General features: G+C 41.0%; 16 protein-coding genes, 1 pseudogene and 1 riboswitch. Of the genes and pseudogenes, 12 read left to right on the top strand and 5 right to left on the bottom strand.

Annotated elements, in window-relative coordinates; genetic code table 11:
• Window positions 1-380: pseudogene (locus tag L1264_RS19595) on the bottom strand (tetratricopeptide repeat protein); the annotation flags it as partial.
• A gap of 272 nt (window positions 381-652) precedes the next feature.
• Here L1264_RS19595 and L1264_RS19600 point away from each other — a divergent pair.
• The 3 genes from L1264_RS19600 to L1264_RS19610 all read left to right on the top strand — a co-directional run bounded on the left by L1264_RS19600 (window position 653) and on the right by L1264_RS19610 (window position 2643).
• Window positions 653-1267 carry a PQ-loop domain-containing transporter gene (locus L1264_RS19600; protein WP_199527196.1) on the top strand — a complete coding sequence of 205 codons (615 nt, stop codon included), beginning with the start codon at window positions 653-655 and terminating at the stop codon, window positions 1265-1267.
• Between the two features lie 75 nt (window positions 1268-1342).
• Window positions 1343-2164: a hypothetical protein gene (locus tag L1264_RS19605; RefSeq protein ID WP_199527197.1), complete on the top strand. Its 822-nt coding sequence runs from the start codon at window positions 1343-1345 to the stop codon at window positions 2162-2164.
• Window positions 2161-2643, top strand: coding sequence for a pilin (locus L1264_RS19610; protein WP_175082627.1), 483 nt, complete (start codon window positions 2161-2163; stop codon window positions 2641-2643). The genes L1264_RS19605 and L1264_RS19610 overlap by 4 nt, the downstream gene beginning before the upstream one ends.
• A gap of 50 nt (window positions 2644-2693) precedes the next feature.
• On the opposite strand, the gene L1264_RS19615 is transcribed toward L1264_RS19610, so the two are convergent.
• Window positions 2694-5204, bottom strand: coding sequence for a zinc-dependent metalloprotease (locus tag L1264_RS19615; RefSeq protein WP_235404432.1), 2511 nt, complete (start codon window positions 5202-5204; stop codon window positions 2694-2696).
• Between the two features lie 263 nt (window positions 5205-5467).
• Between L1264_RS19615 and L1264_RS19620 the strand changes: the two genes are divergently transcribed.
• The 5 genes from L1264_RS19620 (at window position 5468) to L1264_RS19640 (ending at window position 13504) form a co-directional block, all read left to right on the top strand.
• The gene (locus L1264_RS19620; protein WP_135923011.1) at window positions 5468-6640 is read left to right on the top strand and encodes an efflux RND transporter periplasmic adaptor subunit; all 1173 of its coding nucleotides are present in this window, start codon (window positions 5468-5470) and stop codon (window positions 6638-6640) included.
• A 9-nt stretch (window positions 6641-6649) separates the two neighbouring features.
• Complete coding sequence (locus L1264_RS19625; RefSeq protein ID WP_135923010.1) at window positions 6650-9787, top strand: efflux RND transporter permease subunit; 3138 nt, start codon at window positions 6650-6652, stop codon at window positions 9785-9787.
• A 131-nt stretch (window positions 9788-9918) separates the two neighbouring features.
• Window positions 9919-10003: riboswitch (cyclic di-GMP riboswitch) on the top strand.
• A gap of 109 nt (window positions 10004-10112) precedes the next feature.
• Entirely contained in the window at window positions 10113-10682 is a 570-nt protein-coding gene (locus tag L1264_RS19630; protein WP_135923009.1) for a chitin-binding protein, read from the top strand.
• A gap of 275 nt (window positions 10683-10957) precedes the next feature.
• A complete protein-coding gene (locus L1264_RS19635; RefSeq protein WP_199527199.1) occupies window positions 10958-13036 on the top strand; it encodes a S9 family peptidase in 2079 nt (692 codons plus the stop codon).
• Between the two features lie 66 nt (window positions 13037-13102).
• Window positions 13103-13504 carry a hypothetical protein gene (locus L1264_RS19640; RefSeq protein ID WP_135923007.1) on the top strand — a complete coding sequence of 134 codons (402 nt, stop codon included), beginning with the start codon at window positions 13103-13105 and terminating at the stop codon, window positions 13502-13504.
• A gap of 42 nt (window positions 13505-13546) precedes the next feature.
• On the opposite strand, the gene L1264_RS19645 is transcribed toward L1264_RS19640, so the two are convergent.
• Window positions 13547-14020 carry a Dps family protein gene (locus L1264_RS19645; RefSeq protein WP_054552310.1) on the bottom strand — a complete coding sequence of 158 codons (474 nt, stop codon included), beginning with the start codon at window positions 14018-14020 and terminating at the stop codon, window positions 13547-13549.
• A gap of 365 nt (window positions 14021-14385) precedes the next feature.
• On the opposite strand from L1264_RS19645, the gene L1264_RS19650 reads away from it, so the two are divergent.
• Complete coding sequence (locus tag L1264_RS19650; protein WP_054562952.1) at window positions 14386-14595, top strand: hypothetical protein; 210 nt, start codon at window positions 14386-14388, stop codon at window positions 14593-14595.
• A 4-nt stretch (window positions 14596-14599) separates the two neighbouring features.
• Here L1264_RS19650 and L1264_RS19655 read toward each other — a convergent pair whose 3' ends face one another.
• Both L1264_RS19655 and L1264_RS19660 read right to left on the bottom strand, forming a co-directional pair.
• On the bottom strand, window positions 14600-15205 hold the full coding sequence (locus tag L1264_RS19655; RefSeq protein WP_135923006.1) for a PGAP1-like alpha/beta domain-containing protein: 606 nt from the start codon (window positions 15203-15205) through the stop codon (window positions 14600-14602).
• Between the two features lie 8 nt (window positions 15206-15213).
• On the bottom strand, window positions 15214-15750 hold the full coding sequence (locus tag L1264_RS19660) for a YaeQ family protein (protein WP_138558096.1): 537 nt from the start codon (window positions 15748-15750) through the stop codon (window positions 15214-15216).
• Between the two features lie 272 nt (window positions 15751-16022).
• Here L1264_RS19660 and L1264_RS19665 point away from each other — a divergent pair, with 272 nt between their 5' ends.
• From L1264_RS19665 to L1264_RS19675, 3 genes are read left to right on the top strand one after another with little or no spacing between them, the layout of a single operon-like run.
• Window positions 16023-18407 carry a TonB-dependent receptor gene (locus L1264_RS19665; protein ID WP_199527200.1) on the top strand — a complete coding sequence of 795 codons (2385 nt, stop codon included), beginning with the start codon at window positions 16023-16025 and terminating at the stop codon, window positions 18405-18407.
• A 9-nt stretch (window positions 18408-18416) separates the two neighbouring features.
• Entirely contained in the window at window positions 18417-19121 is a 705-nt protein-coding gene (locus L1264_RS19670) for a response regulator transcription factor (protein WP_135923003.1), read from the top strand.
• Window positions 19121-20347 carry a sensor histidine kinase gene (locus L1264_RS19675; RefSeq protein ID WP_206769165.1) on the top strand — a complete coding sequence of 409 codons (1227 nt, stop codon included), beginning with the start codon at window positions 19121-19123 and terminating at the stop codon, window positions 20345-20347. Before L1264_RS19670 ends, L1264_RS19675 begins: the two co-directional genes overlap by 1 nt.
• The last annotated feature ends 48 nt before the right edge of the window (window positions 20348-20395 follow it).

Below are 20395 nucleotides of genomic sequence, written 5' to 3' on the forward strand. Positions count from 1 at the left end.
GTTTTAAGCCCATCAAGCTGAGCATAAGCTTGGGTTAAAATGGCGAGACTAATACAATTACCTTGCTGCCTACGTAATGCCTCTTGCGCACTAAGGGTGGCACTATAATAGTTAAAGTTAGTGAGTTTATTTTCTAGGTAGTGATAAAGAATTTCATCGTCTCTTAAGTAGTCACCTTGGCGCTGCGTGAAATAATCAAGGAAACGTTTTTGTTCATCAGCAGGTAAAGTAAATAACGTGGGATCAGGTAATTCTACTTGTTGAAATTTCTCTGCGGCCATCAAGCTTGCGACACTAGGCGGCGCAGCAAGTTGTTGTTTAGTGCTTTTACAGCCAACCAAAAAAGCACTTAACACTAATGCATATATAACTGATTTCATTGCTTTCTCCTGCTGAGCACTCTTTGTTCAATGTACCCATATTGACATAACTATTCAAGCTGCTTAAAAAGTGTCATTGATTGTAAACACCCTGTATGGATATCTTGCCAGCAAGCGGTTGTTTGTTTTTTATTCTTTATTGCATTCTAGCGTTCTCTCATTACAATGCCGCGCTCTTTTAAAGTGTATAAAAAACAAGGGTTTACTTTGTTTTTATGGCTGATTTATAAATTGCTAACTTATTAACTAAATTGTAACGAGAGAGGTCTATTTTGGCGCATTTATTGCCGGTTATTTCATGCTTTATTTTGGCGTTTAGCTTTTATCCGCTTTTAAATAAAATCCGTAAAAATCGCAGTGTGTCGGGCGTTTCGTTATTAATGATGAGCTTTGGTGTTGCGCAAAGCGTGTATTTCATTACTTATAATCTGTTCTTTCAGCGCTTTTATATGGCACTACCATTTATTGTTACTGGTACGCTAAGCGCACTGATCCTTTACTACTTTGCTCGCTATAACGCAGCTCGTGCGCAGCGGTTACAGTTGGTTGGATTGCTATTGCTGTCGATGATCCCTTTTTCTTTATTACTTAGCCCATCTCTTGAAACTGCAACAGTACTCAATTGGTTAACCTATGTGGGGTTAGTCATGAGCTCTATTCGTGTTATGCCGCAGACTTATAAAACCATTAAAAGTGGTGATATTAGTAATTTAAGTGCGCGCTACTTTAGCCTGCAATTTGTTGCTGGAAGCTGTGGCCTCGCTGCCGAGCTTGCTATGGCGACACCGAGCGTGTCTCACATACTGACCTTTGTAATGATATTACTGACTAATGCTGCACAACTAGGGTGTATTCAGTATTATAAATCACGCCCTGCAATGGCTTAAATGTCTAAGTAATATTCCGTTTATTAACTTGTTGCTTTATGGCACAGTATCTTATCGCTATCGAAAGGATAAGATATGAATTGGAATCAATTAGGCTATTTATGTCGATTATTATCGCCAATGAGTGGCCTAAATAAAGCACAGCAAGAAGCGCTTAGCGCCCCACAACACTTAGAAATTTATAATGATGGACAAAAGAATAGTCCATTAGCCACTAAGCTTGCAAAAAACCTTAAAGAAGCTGAAGGTGAGCAGCAGCAAAGGTTAGCGTTAAGTTATGCAGCGTTATCATCAACACTAAAAGAGCACTCTTTCGACTATAAAACCAAGTTGCTTTATCTGGGTGTACTTTTCTCCGTTTTCATCCTTGTTAACTTTATTTACCAGCAATTTGTTATTCCTTCGTTCTCAAATGTGTTTAGCCAATTTGATGTGCAAGTTACAGAGCACATGGCTAATTTAGCTAGGTTCTGGCTGGTAGCAAGTATTGCGCTCGGCTTGTTCTTGATGGTTATTATATTGACTGTAAATGCGCTTCGACAGTTTGCAAATCTGACTTTACTGAGTGCTTCATCAGCCCAATTAGGGCTAATAATCCCCAAACAAATTAGGCACAATTATGACGCTTTAGTCGCGTTAATTGAGTTTCCATTGTATGGAACACTACAGAACGATAATCGTGAATTATCTCATTTAAAAACATGTCAAAGTAATGGCTTGGATATTGCCGAAGAGCTAGAGCTCCTCGTCGCCAATAAACTTGAAGGCCTACGCGATGAAATCACAGCGCATATCAACAGACTCATTACTGCATTTAGTATTTTATTGGTGATATTAATTGCCCATTTCTTAATGGGAGCATATGAGCCTCTATTCTTAATGGGAGAGATAGTATGAAAAATAAAGGATTTACGCTGATTGAGTTAATGGTTGTAGTCGCCATCATCGGCATTTTAGCTTCTGTTGCATTACCACAATACAGTCAATATATTCAGCGCAGTGAACTAGCGGATCCCTTAGCTATGGCGTCAACTATTCGAGAAGACGTTACAACCTTTTATTTGGAGCACGGCCGCTTTCCAAAAAACAATGAGCAAGCAGGTGTCCCTGCAAGTAAGTTTTTAATTGGTAATCGGGTTACGGGGATCACTGTTGAAGACGGAGCGATTCATATTAGTTTGGGTAATAAAGTATCGATGCCTTTGCAAAATACAGTGTTAAGTTTTCGCCCTGCCGTTGTTGTCGGAAGCCCAACAAGCCCTATCGCTTGGCTTTGTGGTTTTGATAAACCTGTAACGGGCATGCAAGCGGTTGGTGAGAATAAAACGACTGTGCCAAAAGACATATTACCCTCGTCGTGTATTGATAGACGTTAACTTTAAAAACAAAAGGCTGCCAATTGGCAGCCTTTTTTGTGTTGCTTTGCTTATGCTTCGAGGGCTTTACTAATTAAGCGATCGATATATTGCTTATGCGCTTTAGCTGCGGTGTCTGCACCCCATGGCACGCTCATATCAGCAATTTGATTTAACTGATAAAGCGCAGCTGCTTTGGCTAGGTTGTCGTGCTTACTCGCTTTACCTAAACCAGCAATCGCGATTAGCTGATTCACATATTCAACTTGTAGATTGTGACTTAAGGTATTTGCTTTTTTGCTGTCTACAAAAATGCTTGCTGTTAAGTCATTCATAAATTGGTTAAGTGAATACTCGTTGCCATACATAGCGCTATCTGAAATACGCAGCATGACAGCCGGGTGTAATAACTGAGCAAGTACCAGCTTTTGCATGCCTAAAATCATGCCATGTGGTTTAGGGTCTTCGTTTTTACCATAATGGTTAAAACCACGACGTTGTTGTAGCAGGTAGTTATAAATTGGCTGCATGCTTGAAAGCACATTTGGTGAGAACACTTTGTCAGCTAAAATTTGCATTGCATGTTGCTGACGCTCAAGTGGCACTGGCGTAAATGGTGCGCCATTTTTGTCATCGCCCACCACATTTCGCTCTACATAAACACCACCAATTTGACGAGATACTACGCCAGCTTGTGTGCGGTAGCTTCTAAATAAAATGTTGGCTGAGGTAACAAGTTGTTGGTATGACTCACCATCAACAGTGGCTTTGTCTTTAAGCTCAGTAAACAGCTTATTGATAAGCTCCATACGATCATCAGCATAAGCGGCAGGGTTAGATGACATATCGCCAATCATCACACGAGGGTCGATATGACGCCCAGGAGCACGCATGTCATCAGCATCATTACCAAAAGCTAAAGCGTGCTCAGATGAACGAGCGAGAATTTTTTCAAGGCGCTGTTGTTCGGCATCTTTATCAGCTAAAGCCGGGCTATAGCCATATTCAATCGCCCAATCGTCATAAGGGCCTGGTTTTGTTTGGAATATATCACCTTGCTGCATGCCAATAGGGGCAATGTTTGCTGGTGCATAATCCATCACCGAGCCAGTTACGATACCTTGGGTTTTACTTTTATCGTGAACTTCTTTTTCATCCCACAAAATTGACGATTTCATATTGTGGTTAAGGCCAAGGGTATGACCTACTTCGTGTAACACCAGTTGAGTTAAGCCTTGGCGTAAAATTTCTTTGTCTTCAATGCTTGCACCTGTGCCTAAGCCTTTAGCAAGTATCATGTTTTCTTGAATGCTGTGACCTAGTGAGCAATGTAATTCAGGGTTATTTTGGCTCGTTTCAAGCGTAGCTGCACCTTGGGTGTATAAGGTGTCGTACATCCAGCGGTTTTTCATGAAAACATACTCTAACATGATGTCAGAGCCTAAGATCTCACCGGTTAATGGGTTCGCAAGAGCAGGGCCATAACCGCCAAATGGAGGGCGTGGTGATGCAGTCCAGCGCAATACATTGTAGTTAATATCGCCAGCATCCCAACCAGCGTCATCAGGTTGTATTTTTACTTCGATAGCATTTTTAAAGCCTGCTTTTTCAAATGAGCTGTTCCAAGCTAATACTGCATCACGAATAGTATCTCGCCACTCAACTGGCGTAGTATTTTCAATCCACCAAGTAATTGGTTTAACTGGTTCAGAAAGTGCGGCTGATGGGTCTTTCTTCTGTAGGTCCCAGCGCTTGATTACATCTTCATACGGTGCCCAGTCTGCAGATGTCATATTATCGAATTGATTGGTGAAATAACCAATTCGTGCATCATCTAAACGTGGTTGATAGTTGTTGCTTGGCAGTGCGACAAATGAGTGTTGTACTTTAATTGATACATTACGTGGATCGCTTACTGCACTTGAGCCACGTACTTTTGGCTCGGCATTAGTAAACACGTAATCAACAACAACATCGAGATTATTTGGGTAAGGGCGTTGCGTGGTGATGCGTGATTTTTTGTCGTCTAATTTTCCAAGTTTAAAGCGTTTGCTAGCATCTTTATCTTTTGGATTTACCCAAGGTGATACCTTATGCAGTGCTTCACTTAAAAAAAGCTTATCAACGTTAAATGCTATTTTGCCGTTTTCTTCTTTTTCAATTTTAATACTAGCAAGTACAGCTTCGCTTATGTTGGCATCGGCAGCGCGAGCAAGCGCTGAGTTTTGGTCAAATTTGTAGCGAGGAGTTTTACTTACAATATCAATACGGTCAAAATATTTACGAAATTCAATTAATTTTGTTTCACGGTATGCCCCTCTGAAATGACCCGCATCTGTAACACCGTCAACTGTGTAGGCAAAGTATACAAAGGGTGTATCAAGCTGAGATTGGTCTATAACCATTAGGTTATTACCGGTCTTGTCATCTTGGTAGAGAGTAAAGATACCAGCATATTCACTTTTATCTTTGATCATTTCGGCAAGTGTTTCTGGTTTTTTTTCTTCTTTTTTAGCTGCAATAGCATGGCCATTCATGGCAAGCGCTAGGCTTAATGCCAAAGCAATATTTGTTATTTTCATTCTAATTGTTCCTTTAATTATTTCTCAAATCAGTTTAATGAAATAAACCCATGATAAAAGGTTATTTGTTAACAAGTGTAAGGGCTGCTTTGTAATTCTTTGATATTATTTTACTTTTGTTTGTAACAAATTGTTCTTAATTGGCGTTTTTTAAATTTGTTGCCAATTTTGCCTGTTTTGTAACAGTTACTTACAAATGTCACATTAATGTTTCTGTCAGCTTTGGTATGATATGGGCAGTTAAAATATTAAAGGTGTAAGTTATGAGCACGAGATTACTAAAATGGATATTGCCAATCGTTGCTTTAGCGGTCGGTATTATTGGCTTTATGGGTATCAATGCTATTGCCCAAGAACCAAAAGACAAGGAAGTGGTAGATGTTCGACCTCTTGTCCAAGTTGAACCTGTTGCCAGCGATGATCATCAAGTGGTTATTAATAGCTACGGTGAAGTGAAGCCACTTGAAAGTACATTATTGGCATCGCAAGTCGCAGGTGAAGTGACCAGTTGGCATCCAAACTTTGTACCCGGTGGGATTGTCGCTCGTGGTGAAGTGTTATTCACTATCGAGAAAGACAACTACGAAGCCGCTGTACTTCAAGCTGAAGCATCATTAGCAAGTGCTCAAGCAGCTCTGATTGAAGAGCAAGCACAAGCTAAAGTTGCATTGGATGAGGCAAGACGCTATCCAGAGCGCGAGCGCACGGACTTATTCTTACGTAAACCTCAAGTTTTAAGCGCGCAAGCAGCTGTTAAATCAGCGCAAGCAGCACTTAAACGTGCTGAGCGTGACCTTGCTCGTTGTGAAGTGAGAGCACCTTACGATGCGTTAGTGATCAGCCGTGAAATTGGTGTTGGTCAATACATAAATGTAGGTAGCCAGGTTGCTGAGCTAAATAACATTGAAAGTGCAGAAATTATCGTACCAATTGCTGGCTTTGACAGCGTGTTTTTACCTAAGCGCTTAAAAGGCGTTAAAGCGACCATTATCAATAAAGGCTTAAACAGCTTTACTCGTGAAGCAGAGATTGACCGCGATCTAGGCGTTGTAGATAACGCGACACGTATGAGCAACTTAGTGGTTCGTGTTGAAGACCCATACGGTTTAAAGCATGACGTACAACCAATTAAATTTGGTGCTTATGTACAAGTTAACTTTGCAGGTGCCATGTTACAAAATATCTATCGTTTACCGCAGTCTTTGGTAAATAACCAAACAGTGTGGATTGTAAATGATGAGAATAAACTTGAACCACGAAAAGTAACTGTAGTACGTGAAGAAGGTGAGTACTTCTACATTAGTGATGGCCTTGAAGTGAATGACCAGCTTGTTCTTACTTTACCTGAGTACCCTCAAGCGGGTATGGAAGTAAAGATTGCTGGTATGAAAGAAATGACAAGCGATGCAGAAACTGCAGCGGTTGAAAAGCTTTAAGGTAACACTATGACTGATACAAACACAGAAAAGCAGTCAGGCCTGATAGCCTATTTTGCTAATAACTCGGTCGCTGCTAACTTAATGATGGTGTTTATCATCATCATGGGGATCATTAGTTATTTCACTATTCAGCGCCAGATGTTCCCGAATGTTGAAATTAACTATATTGAGGTGCAGGCGAATTATCCGGGGGCCTCACCACAAGAAATAGAAGAAAGTATTCTGATCAAAATTGAAGAGTCACTAAAAGATGTTACCGAAATTAAGCGCGGTGTTTACCGCTCGTTTCGAAACAGTGGCCGTGCCAGTCTTGAGATAAACACAGATGCTGAGCTCACTGATGTGCTCGACAAAGTGAAGTTACGCGTCGACAGTATTGCCACGTTCCCTGCGGGAATGGAGCCTGTCACCATTAGTCAGGTTGAATTTCGTCAAGACGTGATCGGTATGACGCTCGTTGGTGATATTCCGCTGACAGAGTTAAAGCCTGTAGCAAATCAAATTGAAGATGAGTTGCTGCAATTATCAAACGTATCGCTGGTGCAAAACGATGTGCCGTTAGATGAAATAGCGATTGAAATTGACCCAGACTCACTGCGCCAATACAACTTAACGTTAAGTGATGTAGCTGGTGCTGTTCGTCGTTATTCAGCCAACATATCTGCCGGCCAATTACGCACTGATGCAGGTATTATCTCTGTTCGTGTTGAAAACCAATATTACAGTGGTGAAGAGTTCCGCCAAATTCCAGTCAAGGTGGGGGCTAATGGTGCGAAGGTATTGTTGCAAGATATCGCTGTAATTAAAGATCAATTTATTGAAGGTGAACGCTACTTTAAATTTAACGGCGAAAATGCGGTTTATTTGTCTGTAAAAGCAACCAAAGAACAAAACATGATCCCGGTTGCAGATTCAGTGAAAGCGTATATTGATAAGAAAAACAAAGAGCTGCCTGCGGGCTTGCGTCTTGAACCTCTTATGGATATGACCTATTACCTTAACGCACGTTTAGACATGATGAAAACCAACCTAATTCAAGGGGCTATCTTGGTTGCCATTATGTTGTCTATCTTCTTACGCTTTAAGTTAGCGCTTTGGGTAATGATTGGTTTACCTGTGTGTTTCTTGGGCGCAATGATGATGATGCCATTATTTGGTATCAGTATTAATATCGTGTCGTTATTTGCATTCATTATGGTGCTGGGGATCGTGGTCGACGATGCCATAGTTATAGGGGAAAGCGCCTACACCGAAATTGAGAAAAAAGGCGGTGGTGTTGTCAATGTAGTGAATGGTGCAAAACGTGTTGCTACCCCAGCTACATTTGGTGTACTGACTACGATTGCTGTGTTTGCACCGTTTACATTATCAAGCGGGCCAGAAAGTGCATTTTTCTTTGGTATCGCGGTGGTGGTTATTCTGTGTCTAATATTCAGTTTGATTGAGTCGAAGCTTATATTACCTGCTCATATCGCCCACACTAAATTTCCGCCTATTAATCCAAACAGCTGGCGTGCTCGTTTTAATAAGCGCTTTTTTAAGTTTGTAAATGGTCCTTATAAAGCATTTATCGTACGTTGTGTTGAATGGCGCTGGCTTGTTTTATTTTCTTTTGTGGGCTTATTAATTATGACGTTTGGTTTGATTTCATCAAATCAAGTGCGTGTTGTTCCAACCCCAAAAGTACCGCATGATTTCCCGCAAATTCGTTTAGAAATGAATGAAAATGCGTCGGATATTCAAACCATTAACGCAATTCGAGAAATTGAAGCGATGGTGGTTAATGTTGATAAAGAAACCGAGCGTGAATTTGGTCAAAAACTTATTCGTGACATTTTAGTCTTTAACCAAGGGCGTACTGAAGCGCAGCTTTTAGCGCCACTTGTTGATGAAGATCTTCGTCCATACAACGCATTTGAATTATCTCGTCGCTGGCGTGAGCAAATGCCAAGTATTGCCGGTGTCAAATCATTACAAATTTACGATGATGTGAATGGTGGCGGCATGGATGGTGAGTTTGGCTACTTACTGTATGGGCCTGACATCGATACATTGAATGAGGCAGGTCGTCGCTTTATTCAATTACTGCAACAGCAAAAAGGCTTATTTGATATTAGCTCGACCATCGACCCGGCGAGCAAAGAAGTGCAATTAAGCTTAAAACCTGTGGCATATGATTTAGGGTTAGATCTTGCCAATATCGCAAACCAAGTTGGCGCAAGCTTCTACGGTGGTGAAGCGCAACGTGTTATTCGCCGTGGCGAAGAAGTGCGCGTAATGGTGCGTTACCCTAAACTGACACGTGAAGCATTTGCATCTCTTAAACATGCAGTAATTACAACACCTGAAGGTAAAGAAGTACTATTAGGTGATGTTGTAGAGCTGACTGAAAAGCCAGGTATTAGCTATATTCGCCGCGAAGGAGGTTATCGAACTGTGTATATTTATGGCAGTATCGATGAAGAAGCGATTGAGCCAGGCGAAGTCGTTAAGCAAGTTAAAGAGACTCTGTTACCGCAACTTAAAGAAGAGTATCCATCAGTAAAAACTGAGCTAGGTGGCTCAATTGAAGAGCAGCAAGCACAAGCTAATGAGCAAATTATGTTCTTCATTGGTGGTATGATTTTAGTGTATATCTTGCTTGCAGTACCGCTCAAGAGCTATTCGCAACCACTCATTGTAATGTCGGTTATTCCATTTAGCTTAACCGGTGCAATTTGGGGTCACTTATGGTTTGGTCTAGACATTAGTTTAATGTCGGGCTTTGGCTTAATCGCTGCTGCAGGGGTGGTGATCAACGACTCACTGGTCATGACTGACTTTGTAAACCAAGCGCGTCGCGAAGGGCTTTCTACACGTGAAGCAGTTATAGAAGCAGGGTGTGCACGTTTTAGAGCAATCACACTGACTTCAATTACGACCTTTGCCGGTGTATTACCAATTATGTTTGAAACCAGCTTACAAGCTAAGTTCGTAATTCCAATGGCAGTAGCACTTGGTTTTGCGGTAATGTTCGCAACCTTAATTACATTAGTACTTGTTCCATGTTTGTACATTGTGATGAGTGATGTGGGCAATGGTGTTCTTAATATCTTCCGTGCAGGTTATAGAGTGGTTACCAGAACTAAGCCAGCTCATAATTAGTACAGACTAGCTATTTAAAAGCCAACCAAACGGTTGGCTTTTTTGTTACTAAAATATAGTAACTATTTGCTATATATAATGTTTGATTACATTCTTTTGTTTGATTTGTTTTCTGGTCGCGATTATACTCATTTTGTTTTTGGCAAACTAACTGAAAGGTTAGGACGCAAAGTTTCCGGTCTAAGGTTTTAAGACTATGATAGCGGGACCGCTGATAAGCACATAATCTACGTGCTTTGGTTCTTTTGCCTCAAACTTTACATAAATATTTTGTTCGATTGTTACTATAGTACCTATTCGTTGCTCTTAGGGTGATATTTTGTTTATGCATACGTCAATGGCCTCTGGAAGATGGTTGCCAATTGGTTGCTTAAATCATCATACCCAACTTTTTGTTGGTGATAAGGTGATAGTGACCTTTTATGACATGCAAGGAGAGCTAGTCGATTTATCATTCGAATATGCAATTGTGAGCTCAGATGATGGAGAGCCTCATAATTGGCCTCGCTCTGTGGCTGAACATATTAATGTGCATATTCCGTTGGTTAAAGCGGGCAAAATGACAGAGCAAGGTTTGGTGGTTGCATACCGTTCAAACCAAATTTATGCCCTAGAAGGTTCGGGTATAACACATGTAAAAGTGGCGTTTAATTGCATCGCTAAATGTGAAGAGCGAGTACAAGATAGATTAAACGAGTATGACTATGTCTACCCACAAGCATGCAATGATTACAATGCAGGTGTAAAAGTACTTCAACCTAAAACGGGTCATATTTACATGTGCAAGCCATGGCCGTTTAGTGAGTTTTGCCGTGTTAAAGATTCACATAACCCACTCTTTGAACCGGGAGTTGGGAAAAGTTGGGCTATGGCGTGGCAACAAGTGTCACATTAACAGTTTCCCCCTAAATGCTATTTTAGCATTGCTTAGCCCACTCAATTTGAGTGGGCTTTTTTAATACCAACCCGCAATAATACTTAATCATTTTGAGGGATTAAACCTGTCGCTAACTGCGTTAAAAATTTCTCATTTAGAACAACTAAATAACGAAATTTTTGCCTTGTTATCAACGAGGTTTTATTGCCTCAAAATAGACTGCTTAATTAAGCTGATTGGTATAATTCTGTGATAAACTGCCAGCAATTCGTTTTTTACTTTGGTTTTTCCCTGTGTCATCAAAATCGTATTCTTTGTCTTTATTAGCGCATCCACCTGTTGCCAAAAAACACCCTCATCAATTAACTACTCATCAACAGACTCGCACCGATAATTATTATTGGATGCGTGATGATGAGCGTGAAAATGAGGATGTATTAGCGCATCTAAATGCCGAAAACGATTATTGCGACAAGCAACTAGCAGACATAAAACCTCTGCGCGAACAATTATTTAATGAGTTAAAAGACCGTATTGTAAAAGACGACAACACGGTACCTGTGAAAGATGGTCAGTATTGGTATCACTCAGAAGTACGTGGCGATGATGAATATGCGCGCCATTATCGCAGCAGCTCAATAGAAGCGCGCGATAAGCACTTGTTGTTAGATGTAAATCAATTAGCCGGCGATTACGAATTTTATGAGTTGGGCGAAGTGGCTATTAGCCCTGACGAACAGCTACTTGCTTACTCAGAAGACACCGAAGGTCGCCGTATATATACCGTGCGTTTTAAAAATATTGCCAATGGTGAGATGTTTAGTGATGTTATCGAAAACACCGAAGGTCAAGTGGTATGGGCTAATGACAGTAAAACCGTTTTTTATGTGAAAAAAGACTTACAAACTTTGTTGGGTTTTCAGGTTTACCGCCATGTTTTAGGCACCTCGCAAGCTGATGACGTATTGGTTTATGAAGAACAAGATAAAAGCTTTTTTATGGGGCTTGGCAAAAGCCGCGATGAAAGCCTTATCATAATTGATCTTGCAACTACAGAAACAAACGATACTTGGGTGCTAGATGCTAATAACCCAGAGGGGGAGTTTAGCGCTTTAATGCCACGCGAAGAAGGCCATGAGTTCGATGTCGATAAGCTAGGTGATACCTTTTACATTGTGACTAACTGGCAAGCGAAAAACTTTCGCTTAATGACTGCGACACAAAGTACCGTTGGCGATAAAAGTCTTTGGCAAGAACATACCCCGCATCGCGAAAACGTGTTGTTAGAAGGGGTTGAGATATTCGATGACTACCTTATCCTCACTGAGCGAGAGCTAGGCCAAACACGTTTTGTGGTAGTTAATCAGCACGATCAGCGCCTTACTTTAGAGTTTGATGATCCTTGTTATTATGCCGCAATTGCAATGAACCCAGAGCCGAATGTGAGCACTGCACGCATTTACTATTCGAGCTTAACAACGCCGGGTTCTTTGTATGATGTTGATTTAAAAACCGGGAACAAAACCTTATTAAAACAACAGCAAGTACTCGGCGAGTTTGACCCGCAAAACTACCGTTCAGAGCGTTTAATGATCACCGCAAGAGATGGCGAACAAGTGCCGGTGTCTTTGGTTTATCGTATTGATAAATTTAATAAAGATGGCACTAACCCACTACTGCAATATGGCTATGGTGCGTACGGAATTACCATCGATCCTAGCTTTTCAAGCAGCTCATTAAGTTTGCTAGACCGTGGCTTTGTTTATGCGATTGCGCATATTCGTGGTGGCGAAATGCTAGGCCGTCACTGGTATGAACAAGGTAAAAAGCAATATAAGCAAAACAGCTTTAGTGACTTTATTGATGTTACGCGTGCTCTTACTACGCAAGGCTATGCACACCCAGAAAAAGTATTTGCCTCTGGTGGTAGTGCTGGAGGGTTACTGATGGGGGCTGTAGTAAATCAAGCTCCTGAGCTTTATTTAGGTATCGGTTGTCATGTGCCATTTTTAGATGTGCTAACCACCATGCTAGATGAGAGTATTCCTCTTACTACGAATGAATATGACGAGTGGGGCAATCCAAATGACCCTGCGTTTTATGATGTGATTCAGGCATATTCGCCGTACGATAATATTAAGCCGCAGGACTACCCTAATATTCTCGTAACTACCGGCTTTCATGACTCTCAAGTGCAATACTGGGAGCCAATGAAGTGGGTGGCAAAACTGCGTGAATTTAAAACTGATGACAACATTTTGGTGTTTAAAACCGATATGGATGCAGGCCATGGCGGCGCATCTGGTCGTTTTAAAAGCCTTGAGGAAAAGGCATTAGAAATGGCGTTTTTTATTGCTTTATTACCGAATTAAGGCTTAGATAAATAAGTAAATAACGCTTATAAGCGTAAACTTAAGTTGTATTTCAAAGGGGTAAGCATGTTTAAAGCCCATGGTGATTGGCGCTATTTTGTTGAGCCGCCAGTGATTTATGTGGAAATGAGCGGCAGCTTTAACAAAGAGGCGGTTGCTTCATTTAGCATTGAAGTCGGTCAAGAAATCATGAAATACCCTGAACAATCAATTCAGTATGCGGTAGTGAATTTGGAGCAATTTGAATTAGCGACGGCTGATAGTATTGAGATTGCAAAGGCTTACTTTCAGGCCGTAAAAGCGCGGGGCTACAAACGTGTTGATTATATTAAAGCAAATATCATTGCCCGCAATTTGTTAGAGGTCGTTTGGTCGGGGGTAGAAATGGATATTTATTTTCATCCAGATGCCGAGAGTCTTTTTCAAGCAAGGCCCGAGTACGAAAATTTAAGAAAGTGGTTAAAGTAAAAAAGCCCTCAATTGAGGGCTTTTTAGTCTCTGTTCTAAACATTAACCAAGGTAAGCTTTTAACATCCAAACAAGTTTCTCTTGTTCTTTAATGTAGTCGCCCATTAATGATGCTGTACCTTCGTCGTCCGCATCACCTGCTTGCGCTAAGATTTCACGCTGCATCTGAATAAGCGTGCTGTAACCCGCTAAAAGATTTTCAACAGCAGCAGTACCTTCAGTGATATTTTTAGCTTCACTGATCTTGCTTGCTTCAATGTACTCAGAGAATGCATGCACAGGTGTACCACCTAAGGTTAAAATACGCTCTGCAATCTCATCTACTTTCTCAAGTAGTAAGTTATAAATTTCTTCAAATTTAAGGTGTAATTCAAAAAAGTTTCGACCTTTGATATTCCAATGGAAACCACGTGCGTTCATGTATTGAATTTGGTAGCAGCTTAGTAAAGAGTTTAGTGAATTTACGATGTCTTCACTTTTTGCGCTGTTTAAACCAATTGCATTTACCTGTGACATAGATTGCTCCTTAAAAAACCGTTAATTGTTTACTTGCTAGTGCTTGGTGTTAAGTATTAGCCATCTTGGCTAATCTGTAAAATGGTTTAATTCGAACACCGTGATAGGTTTTAGCTATCAAAGGCGGTTTTTACCCGCTAGTGCACTATCAACATAACATTGAATTACCTGTTATATAGACTTGGGGCAACTGAGCAAAAAATCTACCTTATTTTGCAGATATGCAAAAATTAAGCAGAAAGTATGATCTAAAACAAAGTTTGTATTAGCTGATAAACACGCCGATTTAGAACTTGATTTAGGTCAAAAAAGCAACGAAATAGAAGCGCATAATGACCTTACCGCATTTAACCAGGAGAAGAAAAATGGACGGTAAAACAGTTAAAGAAAGTAAAGCTGAAATAGTTGTTGTAGTGATTGCATTACTTGCATTTGTTATCGGTTTAGTAGGTCATTTAGCAGGCGCTAGCTTCGCAAACTTTGATACCTTTGGTTACATTGCTGCACCAGTACCACTGATTTTAGGGATCATTGTATTAATCTCATACAAAGTGGCTGCAAGTGCTGAAGATTAAAGTATCACTCACTTTGATTTATAAGCTTAATAATGTAATCCATCACTTGGCGTGAGTAGATCATACTGGTGTGACTCAAATGAAACACCTTATGCTCTGCCATGCCATTGAGTTTGGTTTCATCTATCAAAACCGTACCATCAGAAACACTGCCTTTGGCAATCAGTGGCATTAGCCCTATTGGTAAGTCGCCAGCAATACTATAAAGCTTGGCATTAAACGGCCAATCCCCATTCTCTGATAATAAAAATTCCACACTGTTTTTTAACAGCATTTCAAAGCCTTTTTGCTGCATTTGCTTAGCAATATGGCTGCCTTTATGTGGGGTGCCTAAGGTGATCACCTTTTCGACATGGCGACTTTGTAGTGAATTGGCTTCAAGGTAAGCGCGGGCGACTAACCCCCCCATTGAATGGCAAACCAAGGCGGTTGGCTTACCATTAATAAAGCGATCAATCTTATCGAAAATTGCAGCTCTATCGGGGGAGAGTGTATTGTAGGTCAAATTGAGTATTTTAAGCCCTGACTTTTCGAGACGCGCACACAGAGGGCGCATCACAAAGCCTGACATATAAAGTCCGTGTAATACTACAACCTGCCTAATTGCCATCGCATTCCTTACATTAACTGTTGCGGTTTAATTTCGATATTTGCTGTATCTGAGCTAACCCATACTTCGCCATCTTGAACTGTGATGGTGAGCTTAATATTACGATCGGCTAACTCTGCTAGTGCTTGGGTAGCAGCATAATCGAGACTAAAAATACTCAAGTTTTTAAAATCATACAACTTAGGCTGATGTTTTTGCCACCAAATTGCTTGGTTATTTTCACCGTAAGTATACAAAACAACTTGCTTGGCTTTATTGCAGGCTTTTTTTAGACGTTTTTCATCAGGTAAACCTAACTCAATCCATAATTCAATTTCTTCGCTGTAGTTAATGTGCCAAAGCTCTGGCTCGTCATCTGCGCATAAGCCTTTCGTAAACTCTAAGCCTTCACGAGCATTAAGTGCAAAAGCTAACAAGCGGATCATCAAGCGTTGTTCGGTTTCTGATGGATGTTGTGCCAGTGTTAAATTGAAATCTTGATAAATGTGGCGGTCCATATCGCTTAGCGATAATTGCGCTTTAATAATGGTTGATTTAAGAGCCATAACTGCTTACTTGAAAAAATTTGCGCCATTATAGCGCAATTAATCTTACCGACGCTTAAATATCTCCAGCGAAACTTTTGGTTAATCCTTATTTATTATCACAGGCAGCATTCATAAACCTAAATTACGCCGGTGACATTTTAGTCACATTTACTTTGCTAACGTCTAAAGTTGATTAATTCGAATTCAATAATTAGGGCTATTTGGGAGGATGAAAGTATGTGCAAGTTATTGAAATCAAGATCATGGTTGATGCCAAGAGGGACGCAATTATGAAAGAACAATTTAGACAGATACTCTGGTCATTTACATGGCTATTGTTGAGTAGTTTGGCATTTTACTCTTACGCAGTAGAAGAGCCTGGGGCAATAACGGTTATTGTTAAAAATCAGACTACAGATCGACCACTTCCAAACGCACAAGTCATACTTAAGGAACGAGAAACCTCTGCAATACAAACCTTACAAACTGATCTACAAGGGCGTATTGTTGTTGAGCAACTCGACCCGGGCCTTTACTCAATAAAGATTACAAAAAGTGGCTTTGCGGCTTTATACGAACCAAGTATTCGCGTTGTAACTCGTAAAAATACGAAGGTTGAATTTGACCTTAGAGAACAAGCCATAGAAGTAGTTGAAGTAAGAGCCCAACAAGCTGATACATTTACTTCAGGCTCTAGCACCTATCTCGACAGAGAATCTCTGCGAAGTGCCGTGGGAGGAGGTGCAGATCCACTACTTTCTCTAGATGGATTGCCAGGTGTCGCATCTGACAGTGAATTTGCAAGTTTTAGTGTGCGTGGTCGAGGCCCAAGAGATAATTTACTCTTTGTTGATGATTTTCCTTTTGATAAAGCTATTCACTTTGATGCGACGTTAGGTGAAGAGGAAGATGTAGGCGGCGGTGGTCGCTTTTCTATATTTGCCCCCAATGTGATAAATGGAGCAGAATTTTCACCCGGCGGGTGGCAAGCAGCTTATGGTGGTCGTGCAGGGTCTTTACTGAAGCTAGAAGTGGCCGATGGTAACCCTAGCCCATCTGCAAGTTTTCGCTACGACCTTGCTGGTTATGAAGTTGGTTATGACGGCCCTATAAATATCACTGATGAAGCAACTATGCTTTTTTCTGCAAGGCGGTTAGATTTTGGTGCCTTGTTTGAAACTATCGAAGAGCTAGATATTGGTGAACCTGTTTTAAGGGATATTATTTTTAAATCAGTGATACCCATTAATCAAAATAACACTTTTGAAGTGTTACTCATGGATACGCATGAGAAATATACTCGTGGCGTTGAGCATGTTTCTGAATCACCTAATTTTGAAGATACTGCATTGCAAAATGCCGAGCAAGATAGTGACTTGTATGGTTTAACTTTGACCACGTTACTTGGTGAAACCGCTGTTTTGACTAATAAAGTTTACTACCGAAAAAGTGATAAATTGAGCTCTGAAGGTGAGGCTTATCCAGATCTTGTGCCTGAGGGAACGCCAGCTTCTGAATACCCTATTCGAGAAGACATTATCACTATATCTGAAGGTGAAACAGAAATTGGTTGGAGAAGTGATTTCGAGGTAGAAAATCAATTAGGGATGTTGAGCGTCGGTGCCCGAATTACGCAAATTGAACTAGATTACAGCACCTTTTTAGATGGTGAATGGAATCGGTATGTTTATGATAGTGACGATTATAGACCAGACCCACAGCAAAAGTTTATTGTACTAACCCCTGAAAGCCTTAATTCAGTCACGTCTTTGAAAGAAGTAAACTATACAGGCTACATAGAACAAATTTTTGAAATGGGTGATTGGGATTTTGGTACAGGTTTACGATTTGAACGAGATGGGTTTGCTGATGAAAGTTTTATATCACCTCGATTCAGCATCAACTGGATGCCAAGTCAAAAGGTAAGGTATTTTGCAACGGCGGGGTTATTTCATCAGTCACCGCGATATTTAGAACTTGCAGCTAACGAGACTAATAATCTTAAAACTGAAAAAATTACCCATACGAGTGTTGGTTTTAAATATTTCCCTAATGCCAACTGGTCATTACTAACGGAAGTTTATTATCAGCAACTTAGCGACTTAGTGGTTGACCTAGACCGTACCAGTGGAACTTATGCAAATGATGGTGATGGTACTTCATATGGTGCTGATTTTGTGCTTAATGCTACTATTTTCGAAGGTCTTTACGCCAGTGCAACCTATTCTTACAATGATGCGGTCGTAGACCGAAAGGATGGTTTTGGCGACGTAGCTGCTGAATTTAGTCGTGAACATGTTGCCACGTTAGGGCTGACATGGGAGATAAGTGACCGTTGGAAGCTTGCTGGACGATATAAATACCTTTCTGGCAGACCAGATGACATATTTATTGTACATGAAGATGTTTTGGGACCAGGACAGCCTTTGCGTTACTCTAAGGAAATTACAGAGCGTAATGTTGGCCGTAAAGAAGGATCAGGCTCATTGAATGTTCGTGTAGATTACCGACGTGCCTTTGGTCCTATTGATGTTACCGCCTTCCTTGATGTTATAAATGTCACGGCAGCTTCATCAGCTGATGACACTGAGTTTGATTACCGCCGAGGAAATGAAGTCGTTGACGATAGCGAAGCTGAACCGCTGATCGGATTGCGATTAGATTACGCTTGGTAAGGAAGAAAAATGCTAGATGCTTTGAATACTGAGCCGATCAGAGCTTTGATTGTTGAAGATAATCGTGACATTAGTGCGAATATTGCTGCGTATCTAGAAAGGCACTGTTATCTCTTGGACTTTGCTTATGACGGTATAAGTGCAATGCAACTAGCGATGAACAACAAGTTTGATGTCATTGTTTTAGACTTAATGCTTCCAGGGATGGATGGCTTACACTTTTGTCAAAAGTTGCGAGCTGAAGCTGACGTTGAAACACCTGTACTTATGCTCACTGCGAGAGACACGCTTGATGATAAACTGAGAGGGTTTGCAGTCGGAGCCGACGATTATTTGGTAAAGCCATTCGCATTGCAAGAGTTACATGTGCGCCTGCAAGCTCTTTATAAGCGGAGTCACGGCAATACCAACAAGGTATTGACTGTGTCTGATCTAACGATGAATAAGTCCACCTTGCAAGTACATCGTGCAGGCCAGCTTATTGAGCTTAATCCTGCAAGTATGAAGTTATTGCAGCGGTTAATGGAGGTATCTCCTTCTGTTGTTACACGCGATAGTCTCGAAACTTTATTATGGGCAGATGAGCCTCCCGATGGTGACGCGCTTCGTTCGCACATGTACAAGTTAAGACAGGCAATTGATAAACCATTTGATACGCCATTGATTCATACTGTGCACCGTATTGGCTATCGAATTGCAAAGGACGTGCAATAATGTATCGGCATAGTTTGCACAAACGTGTCGCTATCGCATTTGCAATGTGTGTGGCTGTGCTCAGTATTGCATGGGGGTTTGCTTTCTTTGCTGCAATAAGATTGAGTGAAGATCGTGTGCTAACCCAGCAATTGCAAGTTGCATCAGATAACTACCCTGCTATTACTACAAATCTTAAGGCGTACGATAAAGTAGATAACTTACCTCAATCACTTCATGCGTGGGCGCAAACAAATCCAGCAGTAGGCTTGTATGAATTTGATAGCGAAGAATTACATGTTGCCGTAATTGATACAGGCAATGAGCAGTCACCTGGGTTTGTAGTGTTTGATGTCGCGCAGATTGAGGCTTCTTCGTCAGAGGATTGGTGGTTATTACTTATTATTAGCAGCCTTGTAGGAACATTGGGGTTATTAGGCTTTGGGCTTGGAATTGTTGTGATGCGTCGAGCTTTGGCTCCCGTAACTCAACTTGCTAAAGCTGTGGCCGACATTGATCCTGAGCAATTATCAAACGAAGAGTACAAGCGTATACATGCTAACCGATATACAAATGATGAAGTTGGCATGCTCGCAAATACAATAGAGCAGGCTTTTGAGCGAGTGAGTGCATTCATCGCAAGAGAACGCTATTTTACAGACTCAGCAAGCCATGAATTGCGCACGCCAGTGACAGTCATTACCGGCGCCCTAGAGCTTTTAGAACAAAGCCAATTGACTCCTGCCGATATGAAGGTGCTAGATCGTGTAAGGCGGGCAACACACGACATGAATACAATGATCGAAATGTTTTTGTGTCTTGCTCGTGAAACTGATGATGGCTTGTATGATGAGCAGTTTTTAGTAATGCCACTGGTAAGAAAAGCAGTAGAGCAGCAACGCTATTTGTTAAACGGTAAGCTCGTAGGTGTTGAACTTGATGAGCTCGCCAATCCCATAATTTATGGGCATGCACAGGCATTTTCTATTGCCGTTAATAACCTGGTGCGAAACGCGTTTGAGCATACCCTTACAGGACAGGAACCGATTGCAATTTTGATTAAAGAGCATGAATTATTAATCACTAATCAGTTCAGTGGCGGTGATACCCAGTATACGGCGACTGAAACAGCTTCTCACGGCTACGGCTTAGGTTTAGGTATTGTGCAACGCTTATGTGAGCGCAATGGTTGGTCATTCTCACTGCATGCAGATACAGCGCATGTAGTCGCTCGTCTTTCGTGGTGATGGAAGGCATGATTTTATTTTTAAACAATCCTGCTTGATGTAGTAAAC

Origin of the sequence: Pseudoalteromonas sp. APAL1 (assembly GCF_021532475.1) — a bacterium.
In the GTDB taxonomy this organism is placed as follows: Bacteria; Pseudomonadota; Gammaproteobacteria; order Enterobacterales; family Alteromonadaceae; genus Pseudoalteromonas; species Pseudoalteromonas lipolytica_C.

Bases quoted from the DNA above. Each gene is read 5' to 3' on its own strand.
- L1264_RS19605 (WP_199527197.1), top strand. From the start codon at position 1,343: ATGAATTGGAATCAATTAGGCTATTTATGTCGATTATTATCGCCAATG.
- L1264_RS19610 (WP_175082627.1), top strand. From the start codon at position 2,161: ATGAAAAATAAAGGATTTACGCTGATTGAGTTAATGGTTGTAGTCGCC.
- L1264_RS19615 (WP_235404432.1), bottom strand. From the start codon at position 5,204: ATGAAAATAACAAATATTGCTTTGGCATTAAGCCTAGCGCTTGCCATG.
- L1264_RS19620 (WP_135923011.1), top strand. From the start codon at position 5,468: ATGAGCACGAGATTACTAAAATGGATATTGCCAATCGTTGCTTTAGCG.
- L1264_RS19625 (WP_135923010.1), top strand. From the start codon at position 6,650: ATGACTGATACAAACACAGAAAAGCAGTCAGGCCTGATAGCCTATTTT.
- L1264_RS19630 (WP_135923009.1), top strand. From the start codon at position 10,113: ATGCATACGTCAATGGCCTCTGGAAGATGGTTGCCAATTGGTTGCTTA.
- L1264_RS19640 (WP_135923007.1), top strand. From the start codon at position 13,103: ATGTTTAAAGCCCATGGTGATTGGCGCTATTTTGTTGAGCCGCCAGTG.
- L1264_RS19645 (WP_054552310.1), bottom strand. From the start codon at position 14,020: ATGTCACAGGTAAATGCAATTGGTTTAAACAGCGCAAAAAGTGAAGAC.
- L1264_RS19650 (WP_054562952.1), top strand. From the start codon at position 14,386: ATGGACGGTAAAACAGTTAAAGAAAGTAAAGCTGAAATAGTTGTTGTA.
- L1264_RS19655 (WP_135923006.1), bottom strand. From the start codon at position 15,205: ATGGCAATTAGGCAGGTTGTAGTATTACACGGACTTTATATGTCAGGC.
- L1264_RS19660 (WP_138558096.1), bottom strand. From the start codon at position 15,750: ATGGCTCTTAAATCAACCATTATTAAAGCGCAATTATCGCTAAGCGAT.
- L1264_RS19665 (WP_199527200.1), top strand. From the start codon at position 16,023: ATGAAAGAACAATTTAGACAGATACTCTGGTCATTTACATGGCTATTG.
- L1264_RS19670 (WP_135923003.1), top strand. From the start codon at position 18,417: ATGCTAGATGCTTTGAATACTGAGCCGATCAGAGCTTTGATTGTTGAA.
- L1264_RS19675 (WP_206769165.1), top strand. From the start codon at position 19,121: ATGTATCGGCATAGTTTGCACAAACGTGTCGCTATCGCATTTGCAATG.